Origin of the sequence: Oribacterium sp. oral taxon 078 str. F0263 (assembly GCF_000469565.1) — a bacterium.
Lineage (GTDB): Bacteria > Bacillota > Clostridia > Lachnospirales > Lachnospiraceae > Oribacterium.
This window is the reverse complement of record NZ_KI273087.1, coordinates 17880-33920: the sequence shown is the minus strand read 5'-3', so window position 1 is coordinate 33920 and position 16041 is coordinate 17880. Positions and strand designations below refer to the sequence as shown.

Below are 16041 nucleotides of genomic sequence, written 5' to 3'. Positions count from 1 at the left end.
GAGGAGGTACAGAAGCCTGCGGGGCGCTCCCGTTTAAGACCCGGGAGCCGGAAGGCGGAGAGCTCCTCTGAAGTACAGGCGGAGAGTAAGCAGCCGGAGGAGGAGAAGGACAGCGGGAAGCAGCAGGCAGACAGTGCGGATAAGGGCTCTGATCCTAAGGAGAGTCCGATCGGAAGGGAGGGATAAGGATGCTGGGGCTTTTACTGATAGCAATCAAATATTCTCTGGTCAGCAATGTGGTGCTTTCCCAGTTCCTGGGCATCTGTCCCTTCCTCGGCGTCTCGAAGAAGACGGAGTCCTCGAAGGGAATGGGGGGAGCCGTGATCTTCGTCATCGCGATCGCCTCCGTCATCACCCATGCGATCTATATCCTCTTTCTGAAGGCCTCGGGGCCGCTTTGCAGGGCGCTTGGGCTGAAGGACGGGCTGGAGTTTCTGAACACGATCGTCTTCATCCTCGTGATCGCGGCTTTGGTCCAGTTTGTGGAGATGTTCCTGAAGAAAAATATCCCCTCTCTCTATGAGTCGCTCGGCGTCTACCTTCCGCTCATCACGACAAACTGCGCGGTGCTCGGCGTTGCGCTGAACAATGTGACCTATGGCTACAATTTCATCGAGTGCCTGGTCTATGGGATCGGGATCTCCGTCGGCTTCGCTCTGGCCCTTCTTCTTATGGCCGGGATCCGTGAAAATATCATCGCGGACAATGACAGGATTCCCCATGCCTTTCAGGGCTCCCCGATCGTGCTCATCACCGCGAGCCTCATGGCGATCGCCTTTTTCGGCTTCAGCGGTATGATTTAAGGAGGGAAGGATTATGGAAAATATCACGACATTTGTCCTGGTAGCCGCTCTCCTCGTGGGCGCGACCGGGCTCATCCTCGGTCTCTTTCTGGGAGTGGCTTCGGAGAAGTTCAAGGTCGAGGTCGATGAGAGGGAGGCTCTGGTGAGAGCGGCGCTCCCCGGAAATAACTGCGGAGCCTGCGGCTTTCCGGGCTGCGACGGCTGCGCGAAGGCCATCGCGAAGGGGGAGGCCCCGGTCACGCAGTGCCCGGTGGGAGGCGCCCCCACAGCTAAGAAGATCGCCGAAATTATGGGGACAGAGGCGGGGGATCTCGATAAGGTGAAGCAGGTGGCCTTCGTCCACTGCCAGGGCTCCTGTGATAAGGCGAAGCAGAGCTATCATTACAGCGGCATCGCGGACTGCTCGGATCTCGCCGTCGTTCCGAACGGCTCGGAGAAGGAATGTCCCTACTCCTGCGCGGGCTACGGCTCCTGCGTGAAGGTCTGCCAGTTCGATGCGATCCATGTGATAAACGGCGTCGCCGTCGTCGATAAGGAGAAGTGCACCGCCTGCGGTGCCTGCATCAAGGCCTGTCCGAAGAAGCTCATCGCCTTTGTGCCCTATAAGAAGAAGCGTCTCGTCGCCTGCAAAAATCTCCTGAAGGGAAAGGATGTGCGGACTTCCTGTTCCATCGGCTGCATCGCCTGCGGGCTCTGCGAGAAAAACTGTCCCTTTGACGCGATTCACGTCACGGATAATCTCGCAGTTATGAATGAAAAGTGCACCGACTGCGGAATCTGCGCTCAGAAATGCCCGACGGGGGCGATCACCGGGAAGCGGCCCGTAAAGCCAAAGCCCGCGGCGGCAGCTCCGCCGCCTCCCCAAAAGGATGCGCTCAAGGCAGCGGAGGGGGGAGCACAATAAGCTTTGGACCTTTCGCGGCTGTCCTTGAAAACCGGCAGGGGCGCCGGGGAATGATTTATCGTAAAATGCAATAAGTAAAAAGCCGGGGAAACAGTCGTTTTCCCGGCTTTTTACGACAAATTGCCCGATTCCAAACCTTGATTTATCCCCTTCGCTGCGGTAGAATTTGAGTTTGTAGCGGCATTTTGGAAGTCTGTGAAATCTGAGTTTTTTCGGCATCTTTAACAGCGAAAGCCGGACGGCGCCGCGGGAGGAGCTTCAGTATGCGCAAATGGTCAAATATTTATCGGAATATCTCCATCCTTACGCAGCTGGGTCTTTCTCTCGCGATGCCGCTTCTTTTATGCCTTTTTCTGTGTCAGCAGCTGAGCCTTCGCTTCTCTCTCGGAGAGTGGGTCTATATCCCGGGGTTTTTCTTCGGGCTCGGCGGCTCCTTTATGACGGCGTGGAAGCTCTTTCGCTCGATCATGAAGCGGGAGGAAGAGGAGAAAAAGAAGCGGGAGACAGCGGCATTCAATCAGCATCGGGGATAGAGAGATGAAGGTACAAAAGACGGTAAAGGAGGAGAGCGGGAGAGTGGCGCGGGGCAGTATCCTCATGATGCTTTTGATGCTCGCCGTCTTTTTTCTTCTTCACCGCTGCTTTCCGGAGAGGATCCCCTTTGACTATCGGGTACCGCTCAGCGCAGCACTCGGCACGGCAGTTTCCGTCCTGAATTTCTTTATGATGGGGATGACGGTCCAGAGCATCGTGAATACGGAAAAGGAGGAGGACGCCTATCAGAAGATGCGTCTTTCCTACCGAAACCGGAATCTCATGCAGCTTCTTTGGATCATCCTGGCGCTGGTCGCCCCGCCGTTTCAGCCGGTGGCGGCGATCCTGCCCCTCCTTTTTCCGGGGACGCTGATCCGGCTCCGGGGGATTTTTTCGGGGAGAAAGAGGACGGAAGAGACAGAGGGAGGTGAGAAGTAATTTATGAACTTTGATATCTCGGGTGCGAAAATTTTCTTCCGCATCCCGACGGGCATCCCCGTTCTCGGGGATATCCTGATCACAGAGACCATCCTGGTCTCCTGGCTCGTCATGGCGATCATCACCGGGCTTTGCATATTCCTGACGAGAAATCTCAAGGTGGAAAAGATCGGAAAGCGCCAGGCGGTGGCGGAGCTTCTCGTGGAGACCGCGACGAATCTGGTGCGAAGCAATACGGGGGGGAAGCGCTTTGACCGCATGATTCCCTTTGTCGCGGCTCTCTTTTCCACAAGCGTCGTCTCGAATCTGATCAGCTTAACCGGCCTCAGAAGTCCCACGGCGGATCTCTCCGTGGAGGCGGCCTGGGCCGTCGTCGTTTTCATCATGATTACGGCGAACAAGATCAAGGCGGGCGGTGTCCTCGGCTACCTGAAGGGCTTTACGACGCCGATCTTTGTGATGACCCCGTTCAATGTTCTCTCCGAGATCGCGACGCCCATCAGCATGGCCTGCCGTCATTTCGGGAATATCCTTTCGGGAGTTGTCATCAACGGCCTCATCTACGCGGCTCTCGCCCTGGCTTCCTCCGCGATTCTTCACCTGATCCCCGGCGCGGCGGGGCAGCTTCTCTCCCAGATTCCGATTCTGGATGTAGGGCTTCCGGCGATCCTTTCGTTCTACTTCGACTGGTTCTCCGGCATCATGCAGGCCTTTATCTTCACCATGCTCACGATCATGTATATCGCGAACGCGGCGGAGGGCTAGGAAGGACAGGGGAGTTATACTTACTACAGAAACGTCCATGCCGGAAGCACCGGCAGACAGCTTTAGGAGGAAAATAAAATGACAGATTTTCAGTTTCTTGCGAGAGGAATTGCACTTGGCGGCTGTGGAATCGGAGCGGGATGCGCATTGATCGCCGGTATCGGACCCGGTATCGGAGAAGGAAATGCCGTCGCGAAGGCACTGGAGGCGATCGGACGGCAGCCGGAGTGCAAGGGCGATGTCACGAGCACGATGCTGCTCGGCTGCGCAATCGCGGAGACCACCGGTATCTACGGCTTTGTCACCGGACTTCTTCTGATCTTCGTTGCGCCGGGAATGTTCATGAACTTCCTGAAATAAACGTCCGTCCCAATGCTCGTGCAGGCAGGCCTGTCCGGCATTTGCCCGCTTGGCGGAGACTTATACACTTATTTCGGAGGCAGTAAATGGAAACTCAGCAATTAGTAACCATTGTACCCTGGACCTTCATCGCGACGATTCTGAATCTTTTTCTTCAGCTCTATCTCATCAAGCGCTTTTTGTTCAAGCCGGTGCAGGAGGTGATCAGAAAGCGGCAGGAGAAGGCGGATCAGGATATCCGGGCCGCGGAAAAAGCCCGTGAGGAGGCGGAAGGCGTCCGCTCGGAGTACGAGAAGAATATGGCGAATGCGAGAGCGGAGGCGTCCTCCATCATTGACAGGGCGAAAAAGGACGCGGAATCCCGCTCCGAGCAGCTGCTTCGCGCGGCGGAGGAGCAGGCAAAGAATCTGAAGACGAAGGCGGACCAGGATATCCGGCAGGAGCGGAGAAAGGCGCTGAATGAGCTGAAGGGCGAGATCGGCGGCATCGCGATGGACATCGCCGGAAAGGTCGTGGAGAAGGAGATCGATGAAAAGGATCACCGAAGCCTGATCGAAGACTTCCTGAAAAACGTGGAGGAGGCCTCATGAAAAACGCGGCGGAGCTCTACGGCAAAAGCCTCTACGAGCTCTCCCGCGAGGAGGGGCTGGATCAGAGGATACTCTCGGAGATGCGGACGGTGGGGAAGCTTTTTTCGGAGAATCCGGACTATATCCGTCTTCTCTCTGAGCCCTCTTTGCCGAAGCTGGAGAGGCTTTCCCTTCTGGACAAGGCCTTTCGCGGCAGCATTGAGCCCTATTTTCTGAATTTCCTGAAGCTCCTCGTGGAGAGGGGCCTTCTGAGCTCCTACAGCGGCGCGGAGAGAACATTCAAAAACGCCTACAACCGGGATCACGGGATACTGGAGGCGACGGTTTTCAGCGCCGTGGCGCTCACGGAGGAGGAGAGGAGAGAGCTCCTCTCCCGCCTGAGAGAGCGAAGCGGGAAAGAGGTGGAGCTTACGGAGAAGCTGGATTCTTCCCTTCTCGGAGGACTTCTCGTCGAGATCGACGGAAAGAGACTGGACGGCACGGTATCGGGCCGGCTCTCCGCGATCCGAAAGAAGCTTGATGAATACGTATTGTAAAGGATGGGCATAGAATGGAATTAAAGCCAGAAAAGATTTCGGAGGTCATCCGAAGTCAGATCAAATATTATGAGAATGCCATCATCCAGAATGAGACCGGAACGGTCCTGACCGTCGGAGACGGGATCGCGAGGGTCAGCGGCCTGACGAACTGCATGTCGGGGGAGCTTCTGGAGTTTCAGGACGGCACTTATGGTATGGCGCAGAACCTGGAGGAGACCAGCGTGTCCGCAGTGCTTTTCGGCTCGGACGTCGGGATCCAGGAGGGACAGACCGCAAAGCGCACCGGAAGAGTGGTCTCGGTGCCCGTGGGAGAGGCCATGATCGGCCGCGTCGTCAATGCGATCGGACAGCCGATCGATGGGGCGGGCCCGATCGAGAGCAGTGAGTTCCGCGCGGTGGAGAGTCCCGCCCCCGGCATCATCAAGCGGCAGCCTGTCAAGGAGCCGCTCCAGACCGGCATCAAGGCCATTGACTCCATGATTCCGATCGGAAGAGGGCAGAGAGAGCTGATCATCGGGGACCGCCAGACCGGAAAGACGACGATCGCGATCGACACCATCATAAATCAGAAGGGGAAGGACGTCCTCTGCATCTACGTGGCCATCGGTCAGAAGAGATCGACCGTGACCGCTCTCGTGAACGAGCTGAAGGAGGCGGGGGCGATGGATTATTCCATCGTCGTCGCGGCGACGGCCTCCGAGCCGAGCCCGCTCCAGTACATCGCCCCCTACTCGGGCTGCGCGATGGGGGAGTACTTCATGAATCAGGGGAAGCATGTCCTGATTATCTACGATGATCTCTCGAAGCACGCGGTCGCCTACCGCGCGATCTCGCTTCTGATCCGGAGACCGCCCGGGAGAGAGGCCTATCCCGGAGATGTCTTCTATCTGCACTCCAGACTGCTGGAGAGAGCGGCGAAGCTTTCCGAGGAGATGGGGGGAGGAAGCCTCACGGCTCTTCCGATCATCGAGACACAGGCGGGCGATGTCTCCGCCTATATTCCGACCAATGTCATTTCCATCACGGACGGACAGATCTTTCTGGAGACCGAGCTCTTCCACAGCGGCATCATGCCGGCCGTAAATCCCGGCATCTCCGTCTCCCGTGTGGGAGGAAATGCGCAGATCAAGGCGATGAAAAAGGTCGCGGGCACCCTGAAGCTCGTTTACTCCCAGTACCGGGAGCTCCAGAGCTTCGCACAGTTTGGCTCCGACCTCGACGCGGACACCAAGGCGCGTCTTGCGCAGGGAGAGCGGATCGTGGAGGTGCTGAAGCAGGGCAAGTCCTCTCCGGTTTCGGTGGAGAAGCAGGTCGCGATCCTCTATGCCGTGGTAAAGGATGTTCTGAGCTCTGTCGAGGTCAGAGATATCCATGAATATGAAGAGGAGCTCTTCTCCTACCTCGATTCGGATGCCGACGGGCTCTATGCCATGGAGGAGATCCGAAAGAGCGGAAAGCTCGAGGAGGAGAGCGAGAAGAGACTCAAGGCCGCTCTTCTCCGTTTCACGGAGGACTTTACGGCGAGAAAGGCCGCTGAGCGGGACGCGAAGTAAGGGGGGACAGAGATGGCTGCTGCGAATATGAAGTCAGTCAAACTCCGGATCAAAAGCATACAGAATACGATGCAGATCACGAAGGCGATGGAGCTTGTGGCCTCCTCGAAGCTCAGAAAAGCAAAGGAGAGGGCGGACAGAAGCAAGCCCTATTTCCGGATTCTCCGCCAGACGCTTTGCAATATTGCGCTTGGAAACTATGATTTCACCTCCCCCTACACCAGGGAAAACGGAGAGGACAGCTACTGCTATATCGTCATCGCGGGAGACCGCGGCATGGCGGGCGGCTATAATGCGAATCTCTTCCGTTTTCTGGAGGAGGAAAGCGCGGGAAAGCGCTTCTCTGTGCTTCCGCTCGGAAAGAAGAGCCTGGAGTATGCGAGACAGAGGAGTTTTCCGATCGTGACGGAGCAATATGATCTGGTCTCTGCCTTAAGGGTATCCGACTGCTATGCCATCGCGAAGCTTCTCTGTGAGCGCTACCGCGAGAAAAGCTTCGGACATATCGCGCTGATCTATACGGAATTTCTGTCCATGATGAGTCAAAAAACCGGCTCCACCAGTCTTCTTCCGCTCTCGGACTTCCGGGAGGATGCCTGCGTGATCTGCGGGAGGGAGGGGAAGGAGGAGAAGATTGCTCAGAATCTGATTCTCTATGAGCCGAGCGCCGAGGAGGTCTTCAACGCGATTGTTCCGGAGTATCTCTCCGGGCTCCTCTACAGCGCGATCGCGAGCTCTGAGGCGAGTGAGCTGGCTGCGAGGAGAAGCGCGATGGAGGCGGCGACGGACAATGCCGGAGAAATGATTGATAAACTGAGTCTCTATTACAACCGCGCGCGTCAGGCGTCGATCACCCAGGAGATCACGGAGATCGTCGCGGGCGCCGAGGGACAGTGATAGGGCGGGAACAAGGAGAGCGATACATGAGTGAGCAGCATATAGGCAAGGTAATACAGATTATGGGCGCTGTGCTCGATATCCGCTTCGAGGAAGGGCAGCTGCCGTCGCTTCTCAACGCGATTGAGATCAGCCACGACGGCGGGAAGCTCATCGCTGAGGTCGCTCAGCAGATCGGGGACGATGTGGTGCGCTGTATTGCCATGAGTTCTACCGATGGCCTCGTGCGGGGCATGGAGGCGAGGGACTGCGGCGGACCCATCACCGTGCCGGTCGGGGATGCCTGCCTCGGGAGAATTTTCAATCTCCTGGGAGAGCCGGTCGATGAGAAGCCGGCGCCAAAGACGGAGGAGCGCTGGGCGATCCACCGTCCGGCTCCTTCCTTTGAGGACCAGACTCCGGCGACGGAGATTCTGGAGACCGGAATCAAGGTCGTGGACCTGATCTGCCCCTACGCAAAGGGGGGAAAGATCGGCCTCTTCGGGGGAGCGGGAGTCGGAAAGACCGTTCTCATCATGGAGCTGATCCACAATGTCGCCACGGCGCACGGCGGCATCTCCGTCTTTACGGGAGTCGGAGAGCGCACCCGTGAGGGAAATGATCTCTACGGAGAGATGAAGGAGAGCGGCGTCCTGGATAAGACCGCTCTGGTCTACGGGCAGATGAACGAGCCGCCCGGGGCCAGAATGAGGGTCGGCCTCTCCGGCCTGACCATGGCGGAGTATTTCCGCGATGAGAGAAATCAGGATGTGCTTCTTTTCATCGACAATATTTTCCGATTCACGCAGGCGGGCTCCGAGGTTTCCGCCCTGCTCGGGCGTATGCCGTCCGCGGTGGGATATCAGCCCACCCTCGCAACGGATATGGGAGCTTTGCAGGAGAGGATCACCTCGACGAAGAAGGGCTCCATCACCTCGGTTCAGGCGGTCTATGTCCCGGCGGACGATCTGACGGACCCGGCCCCGGCGACGACCTTCACCCATCTCGATGCGACCACCGTTCTCTCCCGGGATATCGCCAGCAAGGGAATCTACCCGGCTGTGGATCCGCTGGATTCCACGAGCCGCATCCTGACGCCGGAGGTCGTGGGACAGGAGCACTATGAGATCGCAAGAGCGGTACAGCAGGTCCTGCAGCGCTATAAGGAGCTCCAGGACATCATCGCGATCATGGGTATGGACGAACTGTCCGAGGAGGACAAGATCACCGTTTACCGAGCGAGAAAGATCCAGAATTTCCTCTCCCAGAGCTTCTCTGTCGCGGAACAGTTTACGGGACTTCCCGGGAAATATGTCCCCCTGAAGGAGACGCTCCGCGGCTTTAAGATGATTCTCGGCGGTGAATGCGACTCCCTGCCGGAGAGCGCGTTTCTCCTCGTGGGAGGGATCGACGAGGTCTTCGAGAAGGCAAAGAAGCAGTAGGAGGAGAGCAGGATGGCGAGCTTCCATTTGGAGATCGTCTCGATCGACGGTCTGAAATTCGAGGATGAGGTGGAGCGGGTAACGCTTCGCTCCATCGCAGGAGATGTGGCGATCCTCGCGGGACATACGAATTACTGCACAGCGGTCGGCATGGGGACGGCGAAGCTGATCCTCCCGGACGGGACGGAGAGACATGGCGCCTGTATCGGCGGCATGCTGTCCGTGATGGACAAACGCTGCCATCTTCTCCCGTCCACCTGGGAGTGGAGCGATGAAATCGACGTGGAAAGAGCGAAGGAGGCAAAGCGGAAGGCGGAGGAAAAGCTCCGGGAGGAGCGGCTCTCCGAGGAGGCCAGACTGAGGGCGCAGGCGAAGCTCTACCGCGCTCTGATCCGCCTCCAGACCGCCGGGGCGAAATAGACGATGCTTAAAATACGGACTGCGGCGGGAGGACCCGGCGCAGTCCTTTTTCGCGGGAACAGCCCCTTTCAGGCGGATCCATGCGAAAAAGATCACCCGCAGGGGCGCATTATTGGATGGGAAAAAGAGAAAAGCCGCGGGGATCATGATTTGTGAATTTTCTGACAATTTTCAAATTCGCTGATGACAATCCGGACTTTCTATGTATAATAGTAGAGAAAAAAATGTTTTTTTTCAAAGACAGTTGGCAGCAGGCGCGCTCTCCCGCGCTCTGGCGGGGCGGAGCACAGCGGATCAGGGAAAAGAGGTTAGGGAAAATGGCAAAGATTGATCTTGGAAGCTATGGCATAAAGGATACGACGGAGATTGTCTATAATCCCTCCTACGAAATGCTCTTTAAGGAGGAGACGAAGGAGGGACTCGAGGGCTTTGAGAAGGGGCAGCTGAGTGAGCTCGGGGCGGTGAATGTCATGACCGGCATCTACACGGGGCGCTCCCCCAAGGATAAGTTTATCGTGATGGACGAGAACTCAAAGGACACGGTCTGGTGGACCAGCGAGGGCTATCCAAACGACAACCATCCGGCGACGGAGGAGGCCTGGAGGAGTGCGAAGGCTCTTGCGCAGAGGGAGCTTTCCGGAAAGAGACTCTTCGTCGTGGACGCCTTCTGCGGTGCCAGCAAGGAGACCCGGATGGCGGTCCGCTTCATCATGGAGGTCGCCTGGCAGGCTCACTTCGTGACGAATATGTTCATCAATCCGACGGAGGAGGAGCTTAAGAATTTTAAGCCGGACTTCGTCGTCTACAATGCCTCTAAGGCGAAGCTTGAAAATTATCGGGAGCTCGGCCTGAACTCTGAGACTGCAGTCCTTTTCAATATCTCGAGCCGGGAGCAGATCATCATCAATACCTGGTACGGCGGAGAAATGAAGAAGGGCATCTTCTCCATGATGAACTACTACCTGCCTCTGAAGGGCGTCGCATCCATGCACTGCTCCGCGAACACGGACCTGGACGGAAAGCACACTGCGATCTTCTTCGGTCTCTCCGGGACGGGAAAGACGACGCTCTCCACAGATCCGAAGCGTCTTTTGATCGGAGATGACGAGCACGGCTGGGACGACAAGGGCATCTTCAACTTCGAGGGCGGTTGCTACGCGAAGGTCATAAATCTCGACAAGGAGTCCGAGCCGGATATCTACCGTGCGATCCGCAGAAATGCGCTCCTCGAGAATGTCACGCTGGATAAAGAGGGCAGGATCGACTTTGCGGACAAGTCCGTGACGGAGAACACCCGGGTTTCCTATCCGATCGAGCACATCGAGAAGATCGTCCGGCCGGTCTCCATGGCTCCGGCCGCGGAGAATGTGATCTTTCTCTCCGCGGATGCCTTCGGCGTGCTGCCGCCGGTCTCCATCCTGACCCCGGAGCAGACGCAGTATTATTTCCTCTCCGGATTTACCGCGAAGCTCGCCGGCACAGAGCGCGGCATCACGGAGCCGACCCCGACCTTCTCCGCCTGCTTCGGTCAGGCCTTTTTGGAGCTTCCCCCGACGAAATACGCGGAGGAGCTTGTGAAGAGGATGAAAAAGAGCGGCGCGAAGGCTTATCTTGTGAACACCGGCTGGAACGGCTCCGGAAAGAGGATTTCCATCCGGGATACCAGGGGAATCATCGATGCGATTCTGAACGGGGAGGTCCTGAAGGCAGAGACGAAGAGGATTCCCTACTTCGATTTTGAGGTTCCGACGGCCCTTCCGGGGGTGGATTCCGGGATTCTGGATCCGAGAGATACCTACCGGGATGCCTCCGAGTGGGAGAAAAAGGCGCTCGACCTCGCGGGGAGATTTGTGAAAAACTTCAGAAAATACGAGAGCAGCGAGGCCGGAAGGGCACTGCTTTCCGCCGGGCCGAAGGAGACGCGCTAGAATCCGATCCTTCGGAAAATAAAAATATTTCCGCCGTCCCGCCTCCCGCCTCTTTCTTTGGAAAGCGGGCGGGGGCGGCAGGCCTTTTTGAGGAAGCTTGGGGATGAAAAGAGAAGAGAGCGAGGAGCGGAGACGCCGAACGGCGCCCTCCGCGAGGCATGAGGAGAGGGAAAAGCTGCGCATGGAGGAGCCGGAGCGCGGGAGAGATTTTTCGGAGGATCCCCCGCGTCGACCCTATTCCTCTCATGCCCGCCCTGCTGCGCCGGGGAGGGGGAGAGGGAAGAGGAGGGGGAGAGTGTTAAAGCCGCTTCTCCTCCTGTTTCTCTGTCTCCTTCTCTCCTATCTCGCCTGGAGCTTTCTCTCCCCCTACTTCGGAAAGCGCTACTGGACACTCGCGGTTTTCGGTGTGGATTCCCGGGATGGGAAGCTGGAAGCGGGGGCGCTTTCGGATGTCATCATGGTGGCGAGCCTCGACAGGAGGAGCGGGCGGATAGAGCTCGTCTCTGTTTTCCGGGATACCTACGCGAAGATCGGGGAGAAGGAATACCATAAGCTCAACGAGGCCTTCTTCAAGGGAGGACACAAGCAGGCGCTGGAGGCTCTGGAAAAAAATCTGGATCTCTCGATCGACGACTATGTGAGCTTCAACTGGGCCGCAGTGGCAAAGGCGATCAATGCGCTCGGCGGGGTGGATCTCGAGATCAGCGATGCGGAATTCTTTTATATCAATGCCTTTATCACGGAGACCGTGGAATCGACCGGGATCGGCTCCGTTCAGCTGGAGCACGCGGGGATGAACCACCTGGACGGCGTGCAGGCCGTGGCCTACGGCAGGCTCCGCCTGATGGATACGGACTTTAACCGGACCGCGAGGCAGAGAAAGGTCTTAAGCCTTGCTATGGATAAGGCAAAGAAGGCGAACCCCGCCGTCCTCATCAATGTCGCCCGCTCCGTTTTCCCGGAGATCTCCACCAGCATGGGGATCGGAGAGATCAGCGCTCTCGCCGTGCGGGCGAAGAGCTATCAGCTTGCGGAGACCCGGGGCTTCCCCTTCTCCCGGGAGACGAAGAACATCGGGAAGCTGGACTGCGTCGTCCCGACGACCCTAAGCTCCAATGTCACAGAGCTCCACAAAATGCTCTACGGTGTGGATGACTATAAGCCGTCCGCTGCCGTGGAGGAGATCAGTGCGCACATCGGGAAGGTGAGCGGACTGACCAAGGCAGGGCAGGATGCCGAGGAAGCGGGAACCGGCGGAGGCAGTATCCGAAAGAAGGATCAAAAAGGCGGGAAGAAGAAGCAAAAGGCGGAGACAGCAGCCGGAGAGAACGGACAGGCGGGGAAGAAGTCGGAGAAGCCGAAGAAGAAGGAGACGGCGCCCTCTAAGGAAACGGCTGCCTCTTCGGAAAAGAAGGAGACGGAAGAGAGAAAGGGCGGAGAAGCGGAGAGAGAGACAGAGAGCACGGCGCAAAAGAGTGCGGAGAGTAAAGAGCAAAAGAGCGAGGAGGAGAGGAAGGAGAGCGGAGCTTCGCGGAAGGAAGGGGAAAAGTCCGGGAGCGACGCGCAGAAGGGAGAGATCTCCGCAGAGGATCCCGGCGATGACGCCGCCGGACCCGGCGCGGCCTATGCGAAGAAGCAGGAGCAGTCCACATAGTCGACCGGCGATAGCTCAGACAATAAAATAGAGAACGGCCATTGATGTGATAAAGTATTTAGCGACCAAACTAAACCAAATCACGAAAGGCGTTCTCTATGTTTAACAGTATACAGCAGTTTGAAACAGCAGGCATTAAAAATCTCAGAAAAGCAGAGGATGAATTCATTAATACTTTCCCAAAATTCGGACCGTCAAGGGCGGTGGCTTCTGGAAGTGGTATTCAACCGTTACAAGAACGATGAATGCCTGGACCACACCGACTGCCAGGGCGACTTTTCTGTGATGGGAAACGAGTTCATCAACTTCCTCTCTACAGTTGCCACCTGCAGGATCATCAGGAAGGCAGGGAAAGCCGGCCTTCTCGATAACATGTCCTATGCAGAACTGATGGACGATCTTTCCTCTGCATGGAGACGGATGGATTCCCCGACCGAACCAGCAACAGACGACGGCATATCCTCAAGACCGTATTTGCTGAGCTGGAGGCTCTTGGATTATCCAAACCGATTCCAAAACCAGAACCTAAGAAGCGTGGGCGCAAGCCCAAACTGAAGGACCCGGCAACTATGAAGCCGAAACGTCCGCGTGGCCGTCCGCGGAAGAATCCATTACCTGCCGGCTAGCTATAGTCCGGCAGATTGGGAAATTATTACTGTAACTATCGTAACTATTTCAACAGGCTGTCAAGATCACGTTTGGCATACAGGACACGGCGAACTTCCATTGTGTCGCCAATGACAATGTAGAATACTGAAAAATTTCTCACATTGATTCGGTAGTAAGGATGTGGTCTGCTTTTTGATGACGGATAGGGTGCGAAAGCAAGCGGAGTCTCAAGCCGTTTATTGATCGCAATTTCAATATCATCAATCAGCCGGAGCGCGGCATCTGGGTTTTGCAGATGGCTTGCAATATAGTCCGTGATTTCGTCCAGGTCTTTCTCAAAGAGAGGAAGAAATGACAGCTTATACCCTTGCGTGCTCATTAATTCTGCTCCTTGCTCTGCCAAAGACTTCGGATGCAGAGTACCGAACGGTGGTTTGTTCCGCAGCGGCATCAGACTCATCCAGTTTCCGCTCGATGTTATCTGTGAGCTCAGAGTATTGTTCAATACTCATGAGCACCATCGTTCCATAACCATTCTTTGTAAGAAACACAGGCGCATTGGAATGAATAACCGTTTCCTCAATCTCTGAAAATTTATTTCTGAGATCCGAGACAGGACGAATGTTGATCATAGCGGCACCTCCTTTATATCGTTATATTATCATTATTTTATCATAATCACAATAAAGAATCTGCAGGGAATGGAGCGGATGTCAGAGAAAAAACCACTCTGGCATCTGCTATTTTTTCAAGGAGGATTTGATGGCAAGAAAATCAAGATACATAGGATATCAGAACGCATTGAAGACTATGAGAAATGCACCGGAAGCATCGAAGCGTGGAACCGCACCCCCCTGCCTTGCTGAAGCCGATCTCCCGACCGAGCTTTACGGTCTGGACTTTAAACTCTTTGTCGCAAACTTTTTTCTGTGCCATTTTGACCTCCATCTTCACCTGATTTCTTATTTAAATCCGTGAATGAGAAGTGTCAAGATTTATGATACAACACCACTGTAGCACAGTCGGATACGCCTTGACAAAGATCCCGCTTTTTAGTATGATTCTCCCGTTGCGGCGATCTGTGGGAGCCGGATTGCCGGCATGGCGGAACAGGCAGACGCACAGGACTTAAAATCCTGCGGGACTTAATCCCATACCGGTTCGATCCCGGTTGCCGGCAGCTCGGAGGGAGACCTCCGAAGAGGATGGAGATGTACCCAAGAGGCTGAAGGGGAGGCACTCGAAATGCTTTAGGCCGTGTGAGCGGCGCCAGGGTTCAAATCCCTGCATCTCCGTGAATGATTTTGAAAAGCATTAAGATCTGCGGCGGAAAGGCACAGCTGTATCCTCCAGCTGTGCCTTTTTCCGTGGATCAGGCATCTGATCCTTTTCTTCCGGACGGGTTTATCGGAGCCACTCTTTTTTCAGCATCCAAAGAGCGGCCTGTACGCTGTGGACACAGCTGTAGTCGCCGGAGCGGATCAATGGGTCAAAGCGGAAGAGCCGGGACCAGCTTTTCAGGATTCTCTCCTTCCACTCCGGGTAGAAGGAGCTCAGCATGACCTTATTGCTGTCGAGCCCCCTGAGGGAGAGCTCCCGGGAAAATGCCTTTTCCTCCTCCTCGTTCTCTCCGATATAGGAGAGACGGAGGACCTTGTACCAGTCCCATGCGTCGAAGAAGAGAACTTCGCTGACGGGAACGAGGAGGCGGCTCAGGACTCCTCCTCCCGACAGATCGACACTCCTTGGGTCGAGAAAGGCCCAATAGGGATACTCCGCTTTTTCCGGCTTTGGCAGGAGCTTTTCCGCCTCTCGGACGAAGGAGCTGTAGGCGAGGAGGAAGATTTCCGCGCTCTCTCCATATTTTTTTCTGACATATTCCGCCCGGGAGCAGCAGACGCCGTCCCGCTCCAGAATCGAAAGGACCTGCTCCGTCTGAGAGCTGTAGAGTTCAATTTCGCACATTTTTGACCCATTCCCTTCGGATTTCCCATATATTTCCATAGTACAGACGGCTTCCGAAGAGGATTTCCTCATCGAAGAGGCGCTTCCAGCTCTCCATGATCTCTCTTCGGATCTCCGGGTAGAATTGCGTCATGACAGCTCTTGCGTCGTCAATCCCGCGTAGGCGGAGGAGCTCCCGATGCCGTCTTTCGTCCTCCGCATTCTCCGGGAGATAGGAGTAGTTCAGGATTTCTCCCCATTTTGTGATATGGATCGGCGTGATGAGACTGCTTTCGACCTCGAGCTCCAGCACAAGCTCCTTCTCTCCCGGAAGCATGACCGTGTCCTCATCGAAGGAGAGCCAGATCGGATAGTCCGCGTCCCGGGGCTTCTCGGAAGCGGCCGGGCTGTTTTTTACAAGCCAGTCGTAGGCTCTCAGCAGGATCTCGGAGAATTCCGGCATATCCAGGGCGATGCAGGAGCGCTTTGCCGTGTAGCGCCCCTTCTCCTCTAGGAGCTTCCAGACATTTTCATGCTGCCTGGTCCAGACCCGGAGCTTCCCCTCCTGCGCCATCCCTTTCATCTTAGCTTTTTTCCTCCCTGTCCTCTGCGAAAATCTGCCCTCTCCTCCCTGAAATTGCCATGATTATACAGGAGAGCGGCCCCTTATGCAAAGAGGGAA

The 16041-nt window shown here is 56.1% G+C and carries 20 protein-coding genes and 2 tRNA genes; 18 read left to right on the top strand and 4 right to left on the bottom strand.

Annotated elements, in window-relative coordinates; all coding sequences use genetic code 11:
* Positions 1-188: 188 nt before the first annotated feature.
* From HMPREF1986_RS02185 to HMPREF1986_RS02115, 15 genes are all read left to right on the top strand, one after another.
* Positions 189-803, top strand: coding sequence for an electron transport complex protein RnfA (locus tag HMPREF1986_RS02185; RefSeq protein WP_021773100.1), 615 nt, complete (start codon positions 189-191; stop codon positions 801-803).
* A 13-nt stretch (positions 804-816) separates the two neighbouring features.
* Positions 817-1707 (top strand): RnfABCDGE type electron transport complex subunit B, encoded by an 891-nt coding sequence (locus HMPREF1986_RS02180; protein WP_021773099.1) that lies wholly within the window; start codon positions 817-819, stop codon positions 1705-1707.
* Between the two features lie 263 nt (positions 1708-1970).
* Positions 1971-2240 carry an AtpZ/AtpI family protein gene (locus HMPREF1986_RS02175; protein ID WP_021773098.1) on the top strand — a complete coding sequence of 90 codons (270 nt, stop codon included), beginning with the start codon at positions 1971-1973 and terminating at the stop codon, positions 2238-2240.
* A 4-nt stretch (positions 2241-2244) separates the two neighbouring features.
* On the top strand, positions 2245-2679 hold the full coding sequence (locus HMPREF1986_RS02170) for an ATP synthase subunit I (RefSeq protein WP_009216293.1): 435 nt from the start codon (positions 2245-2247) through the stop codon (positions 2677-2679).
* A gap of 3 nt (positions 2680-2682) precedes the next feature.
* Positions 2683-3444, top strand: coding sequence for a F0F1 ATP synthase subunit A (locus HMPREF1986_RS02165; RefSeq protein WP_021773097.1), 762 nt, complete (start codon positions 2683-2685; stop codon positions 3442-3444).
* A gap of 78 nt (positions 3445-3522) precedes the next feature.
* The gene (gene atpE, locus HMPREF1986_RS02160) at positions 3523-3804 is read left to right on the top strand and encodes an ATP synthase F0 subunit C (RefSeq protein ID WP_009216295.1); all 282 of its coding nucleotides are present in this window, start codon (positions 3523-3525) and stop codon (positions 3802-3804) included.
* Between the two features lie 86 nt (positions 3805-3890).
* Positions 3891-4394: a F0F1 ATP synthase subunit B gene (gene atpF, locus HMPREF1986_RS02155; protein ID WP_021773096.1), complete on the top strand. Its 504-nt coding sequence runs from the start codon at positions 3891-3893 to the stop codon at positions 4392-4394.
* Complete coding sequence (gene atpH, locus HMPREF1986_RS02150) at positions 4391-4930, top strand: ATP synthase F1 subunit delta (RefSeq protein ID WP_021773095.1); 540 nt, start codon at positions 4391-4393, stop codon at positions 4928-4930. The genes atpF and atpH overlap by 4 nt, the downstream gene beginning before the upstream one ends.
* Before the next feature lie 14 nt (positions 4931-4944).
* A complete protein-coding gene (atpA, locus tag HMPREF1986_RS02145; RefSeq protein ID WP_021773094.1) occupies positions 4945-6486 on the top strand; it encodes a F0F1 ATP synthase subunit alpha in 1542 nt (513 codons plus the stop codon).
* Positions 6487-6498: 12 nt separating this feature from the next.
* Positions 6499-7383 carry an ATP synthase F1 subunit gamma gene (gene atpG, locus HMPREF1986_RS02140; protein WP_021773093.1) on the top strand — a complete coding sequence of 295 codons (885 nt, stop codon included), beginning with the start codon at positions 6499-6501 and terminating at the stop codon, positions 7381-7383.
* A 26-nt stretch (positions 7384-7409) separates the two neighbouring features.
* Positions 7410-8804 carry a F0F1 ATP synthase subunit beta gene (gene atpD / locus HMPREF1986_RS02135; RefSeq protein WP_021773092.1) on the top strand — a complete coding sequence of 465 codons (1395 nt, stop codon included), beginning with the start codon at positions 7410-7412 and terminating at the stop codon, positions 8802-8804.
* 12 nt (positions 8805-8816) lie between these two features.
* Entirely contained in the window at positions 8817-9224 is a 408-nt protein-coding gene (atpC, locus tag HMPREF1986_RS02130; RefSeq protein WP_021773091.1) for an ATP synthase F1 subunit epsilon, read from the top strand.
* 317 nt (positions 9225-9541) lie between these two features.
* Positions 9542-11152 carry a phosphoenolpyruvate carboxykinase (ATP) gene (pckA, locus tag HMPREF1986_RS02125; protein WP_036598899.1) on the top strand — a complete coding sequence of 537 codons (1611 nt, stop codon included), beginning with the start codon at positions 9542-9544 and terminating at the stop codon, positions 11150-11152.
* A 103-nt stretch (positions 11153-11255) separates the two neighbouring features.
* A complete protein-coding gene (locus HMPREF1986_RS02120) occupies positions 11256-12806 on the top strand; it encodes an LCP family glycopolymer transferase (RefSeq protein ID WP_021773088.1) in 1551 nt (516 codons plus the stop codon).
* A gap of 159 nt (positions 12807-12965) precedes the next feature.
* Positions 12966-13361 (top strand): hypothetical protein, encoded by a 396-nt coding sequence (locus tag HMPREF1986_RS02115; RefSeq protein WP_036598886.1) that lies wholly within the window; start codon positions 12966-12968, stop codon positions 13359-13361.
* A gap of 115 nt (positions 13362-13476) precedes the next feature.
* Here the strand turns inward: HMPREF1986_RS02115 and HMPREF1986_RS02110 are convergent, their stop codons facing one another.
* Positions 13477-13875, bottom strand: coding sequence for a type II toxin-antitoxin system RelE/ParE family toxin (locus tag HMPREF1986_RS02110; RefSeq protein ID WP_330365111.1), 399 nt, complete (start codon positions 13873-13875; stop codon positions 13477-13479).
* Complete coding sequence (locus HMPREF1986_RS02105; protein ID WP_021773085.1) at positions 13775-14047, bottom strand: type II toxin-antitoxin system Phd/YefM family antitoxin; 273 nt, start codon at positions 14045-14047, stop codon at positions 13775-13777. The genes HMPREF1986_RS02110 and HMPREF1986_RS02105 overlap by 101 nt, the downstream gene beginning before the upstream one ends.
* Before the next feature lie 130 nt (positions 14048-14177).
* Between HMPREF1986_RS02105 and HMPREF1986_RS13070 the strand changes: the two genes are divergently transcribed.
* The 3 genes from HMPREF1986_RS13070 (at position 14178) to HMPREF1986_RS02090 (ending at position 14710) form a co-directional block, all read left to right on the top strand.
* Positions 14178-14393: a hypothetical protein gene (locus HMPREF1986_RS13070; protein ID WP_021773084.1), complete on the top strand. Its 216-nt coding sequence runs from the start codon at positions 14178-14180 to the stop codon at positions 14391-14393.
* A 117-nt stretch (positions 14394-14510) separates the two neighbouring features.
* Positions 14511-14595: transfer RNA gene (locus HMPREF1986_RS02095), tRNA-Leu, on the top strand.
* Positions 14596-14622: 27 nt separating this feature from the next.
* A tRNA-Ser gene (locus tag HMPREF1986_RS02090) sits at positions 14623-14710 on the top strand.
* Positions 14711-14819: 109 nt separating this feature from the next.
* Here the strand turns inward: HMPREF1986_RS02090 and HMPREF1986_RS02085 are convergent.
* Together HMPREF1986_RS02085 and HMPREF1986_RS02080 are read right to left on the bottom strand one after the other, a co-directional pair.
* Positions 14820-15380, bottom strand: coding sequence for a DUF3841 domain-containing protein (locus tag HMPREF1986_RS02085; protein ID WP_021773083.1), 561 nt, complete (start codon positions 15378-15380; stop codon positions 14820-14822).
* Entirely contained in the window at positions 15367-15942 is a 576-nt protein-coding gene (locus tag HMPREF1986_RS02080) for a DUF3841 domain-containing protein (RefSeq protein WP_021773082.1), read from the bottom strand. Before HMPREF1986_RS02080 ends, HMPREF1986_RS02085 begins: the two co-directional genes overlap by 14 nt.
* Between the last annotated feature and the right edge of the window lie 99 nt (positions 15943-16041).

Coding starts and splice junctions, on each gene's coding strand:
- HMPREF1986_RS02185 (WP_021773100.1), top strand. CDS start 189: ATGCTGGGGCTTTTACTGATAGCAATCAAATATTCTCTGGTCAGCAAT.
- HMPREF1986_RS02180 (WP_021773099.1), top strand. CDS start 817: ATGGAAAATATCACGACATTTGTCCTGGTAGCCGCTCTCCTCGTGGGC.
- HMPREF1986_RS02175 (WP_021773098.1), top strand. CDS start 1,971: ATGCGCAAATGGTCAAATATTTATCGGAATATCTCCATCCTTACGCAG.
- HMPREF1986_RS02170 (WP_009216293.1), top strand. CDS start 2,245: ATGAAGGTACAAAAGACGGTAAAGGAGGAGAGCGGGAGAGTGGCGCGG.
- HMPREF1986_RS02165 (WP_021773097.1), top strand. CDS start 2,683: ATGAACTTTGATATCTCGGGTGCGAAAATTTTCTTCCGCATCCCGACG.
- atpE (WP_009216295.1), top strand. CDS start 3,523: ATGACAGATTTTCAGTTTCTTGCGAGAGGAATTGCACTTGGCGGCTGT.
- atpF (WP_021773096.1), top strand. CDS start 3,891: ATGGAAACTCAGCAATTAGTAACCATTGTACCCTGGACCTTCATCGCG.
- atpH (WP_021773095.1), top strand. CDS start 4,391: ATGAAAAACGCGGCGGAGCTCTACGGCAAAAGCCTCTACGAGCTCTCC.
- atpA (WP_021773094.1), top strand. CDS start 4,945: ATGGAATTAAAGCCAGAAAAGATTTCGGAGGTCATCCGAAGTCAGATC.
- atpG (WP_021773093.1), top strand. CDS start 6,499: ATGGCTGCTGCGAATATGAAGTCAGTCAAACTCCGGATCAAAAGCATA.
- atpD (WP_021773092.1), top strand. CDS start 7,410: ATGAGTGAGCAGCATATAGGCAAGGTAATACAGATTATGGGCGCTGTG.
- atpC (WP_021773091.1), top strand. CDS start 8,817: ATGGCGAGCTTCCATTTGGAGATCGTCTCGATCGACGGTCTGAAATTC.
- pckA (WP_036598899.1), top strand. CDS start 9,542: ATGGCAAAGATTGATCTTGGAAGCTATGGCATAAAGGATACGACGGAG.
- HMPREF1986_RS02120 (WP_021773088.1), top strand. CDS start 11,256: ATGAAAAGAGAAGAGAGCGAGGAGCGGAGACGCCGAACGGCGCCCTCC.
- HMPREF1986_RS02115 (WP_036598886.1), top strand. CDS start 12,966: ATGAATTCATTAATACTTTCCCAAAATTCGGACCGTCAAGGGCGGTGG.
- HMPREF1986_RS02110 (WP_330365111.1), bottom strand. CDS start 13,875: ATGAGTCTGATGCCGCTGCGGAACAAACCACCGTTCGGTACTCTGCAT.
- HMPREF1986_RS02105 (WP_021773085.1), bottom strand. CDS start 14,047: ATGATCAACATTCGTCCTGTCTCGGATCTCAGAAATAAATTTTCAGAG.
- HMPREF1986_RS13070 (WP_021773084.1), top strand. CDS start 14,178: ATGGCAAGAAAATCAAGATACATAGGATATCAGAACGCATTGAAGACT.
- HMPREF1986_RS02085 (WP_021773083.1), bottom strand. CDS start 15,380: ATGTGCGAAATTGAACTCTACAGCTCTCAGACGGAGCAGGTCCTTTCG.
- HMPREF1986_RS02080 (WP_021773082.1), bottom strand. CDS start 15,942: ATGAAAGGGATGGCGCAGGAGGGGAAGCTCCGGGTCTGGACCAGGCAG.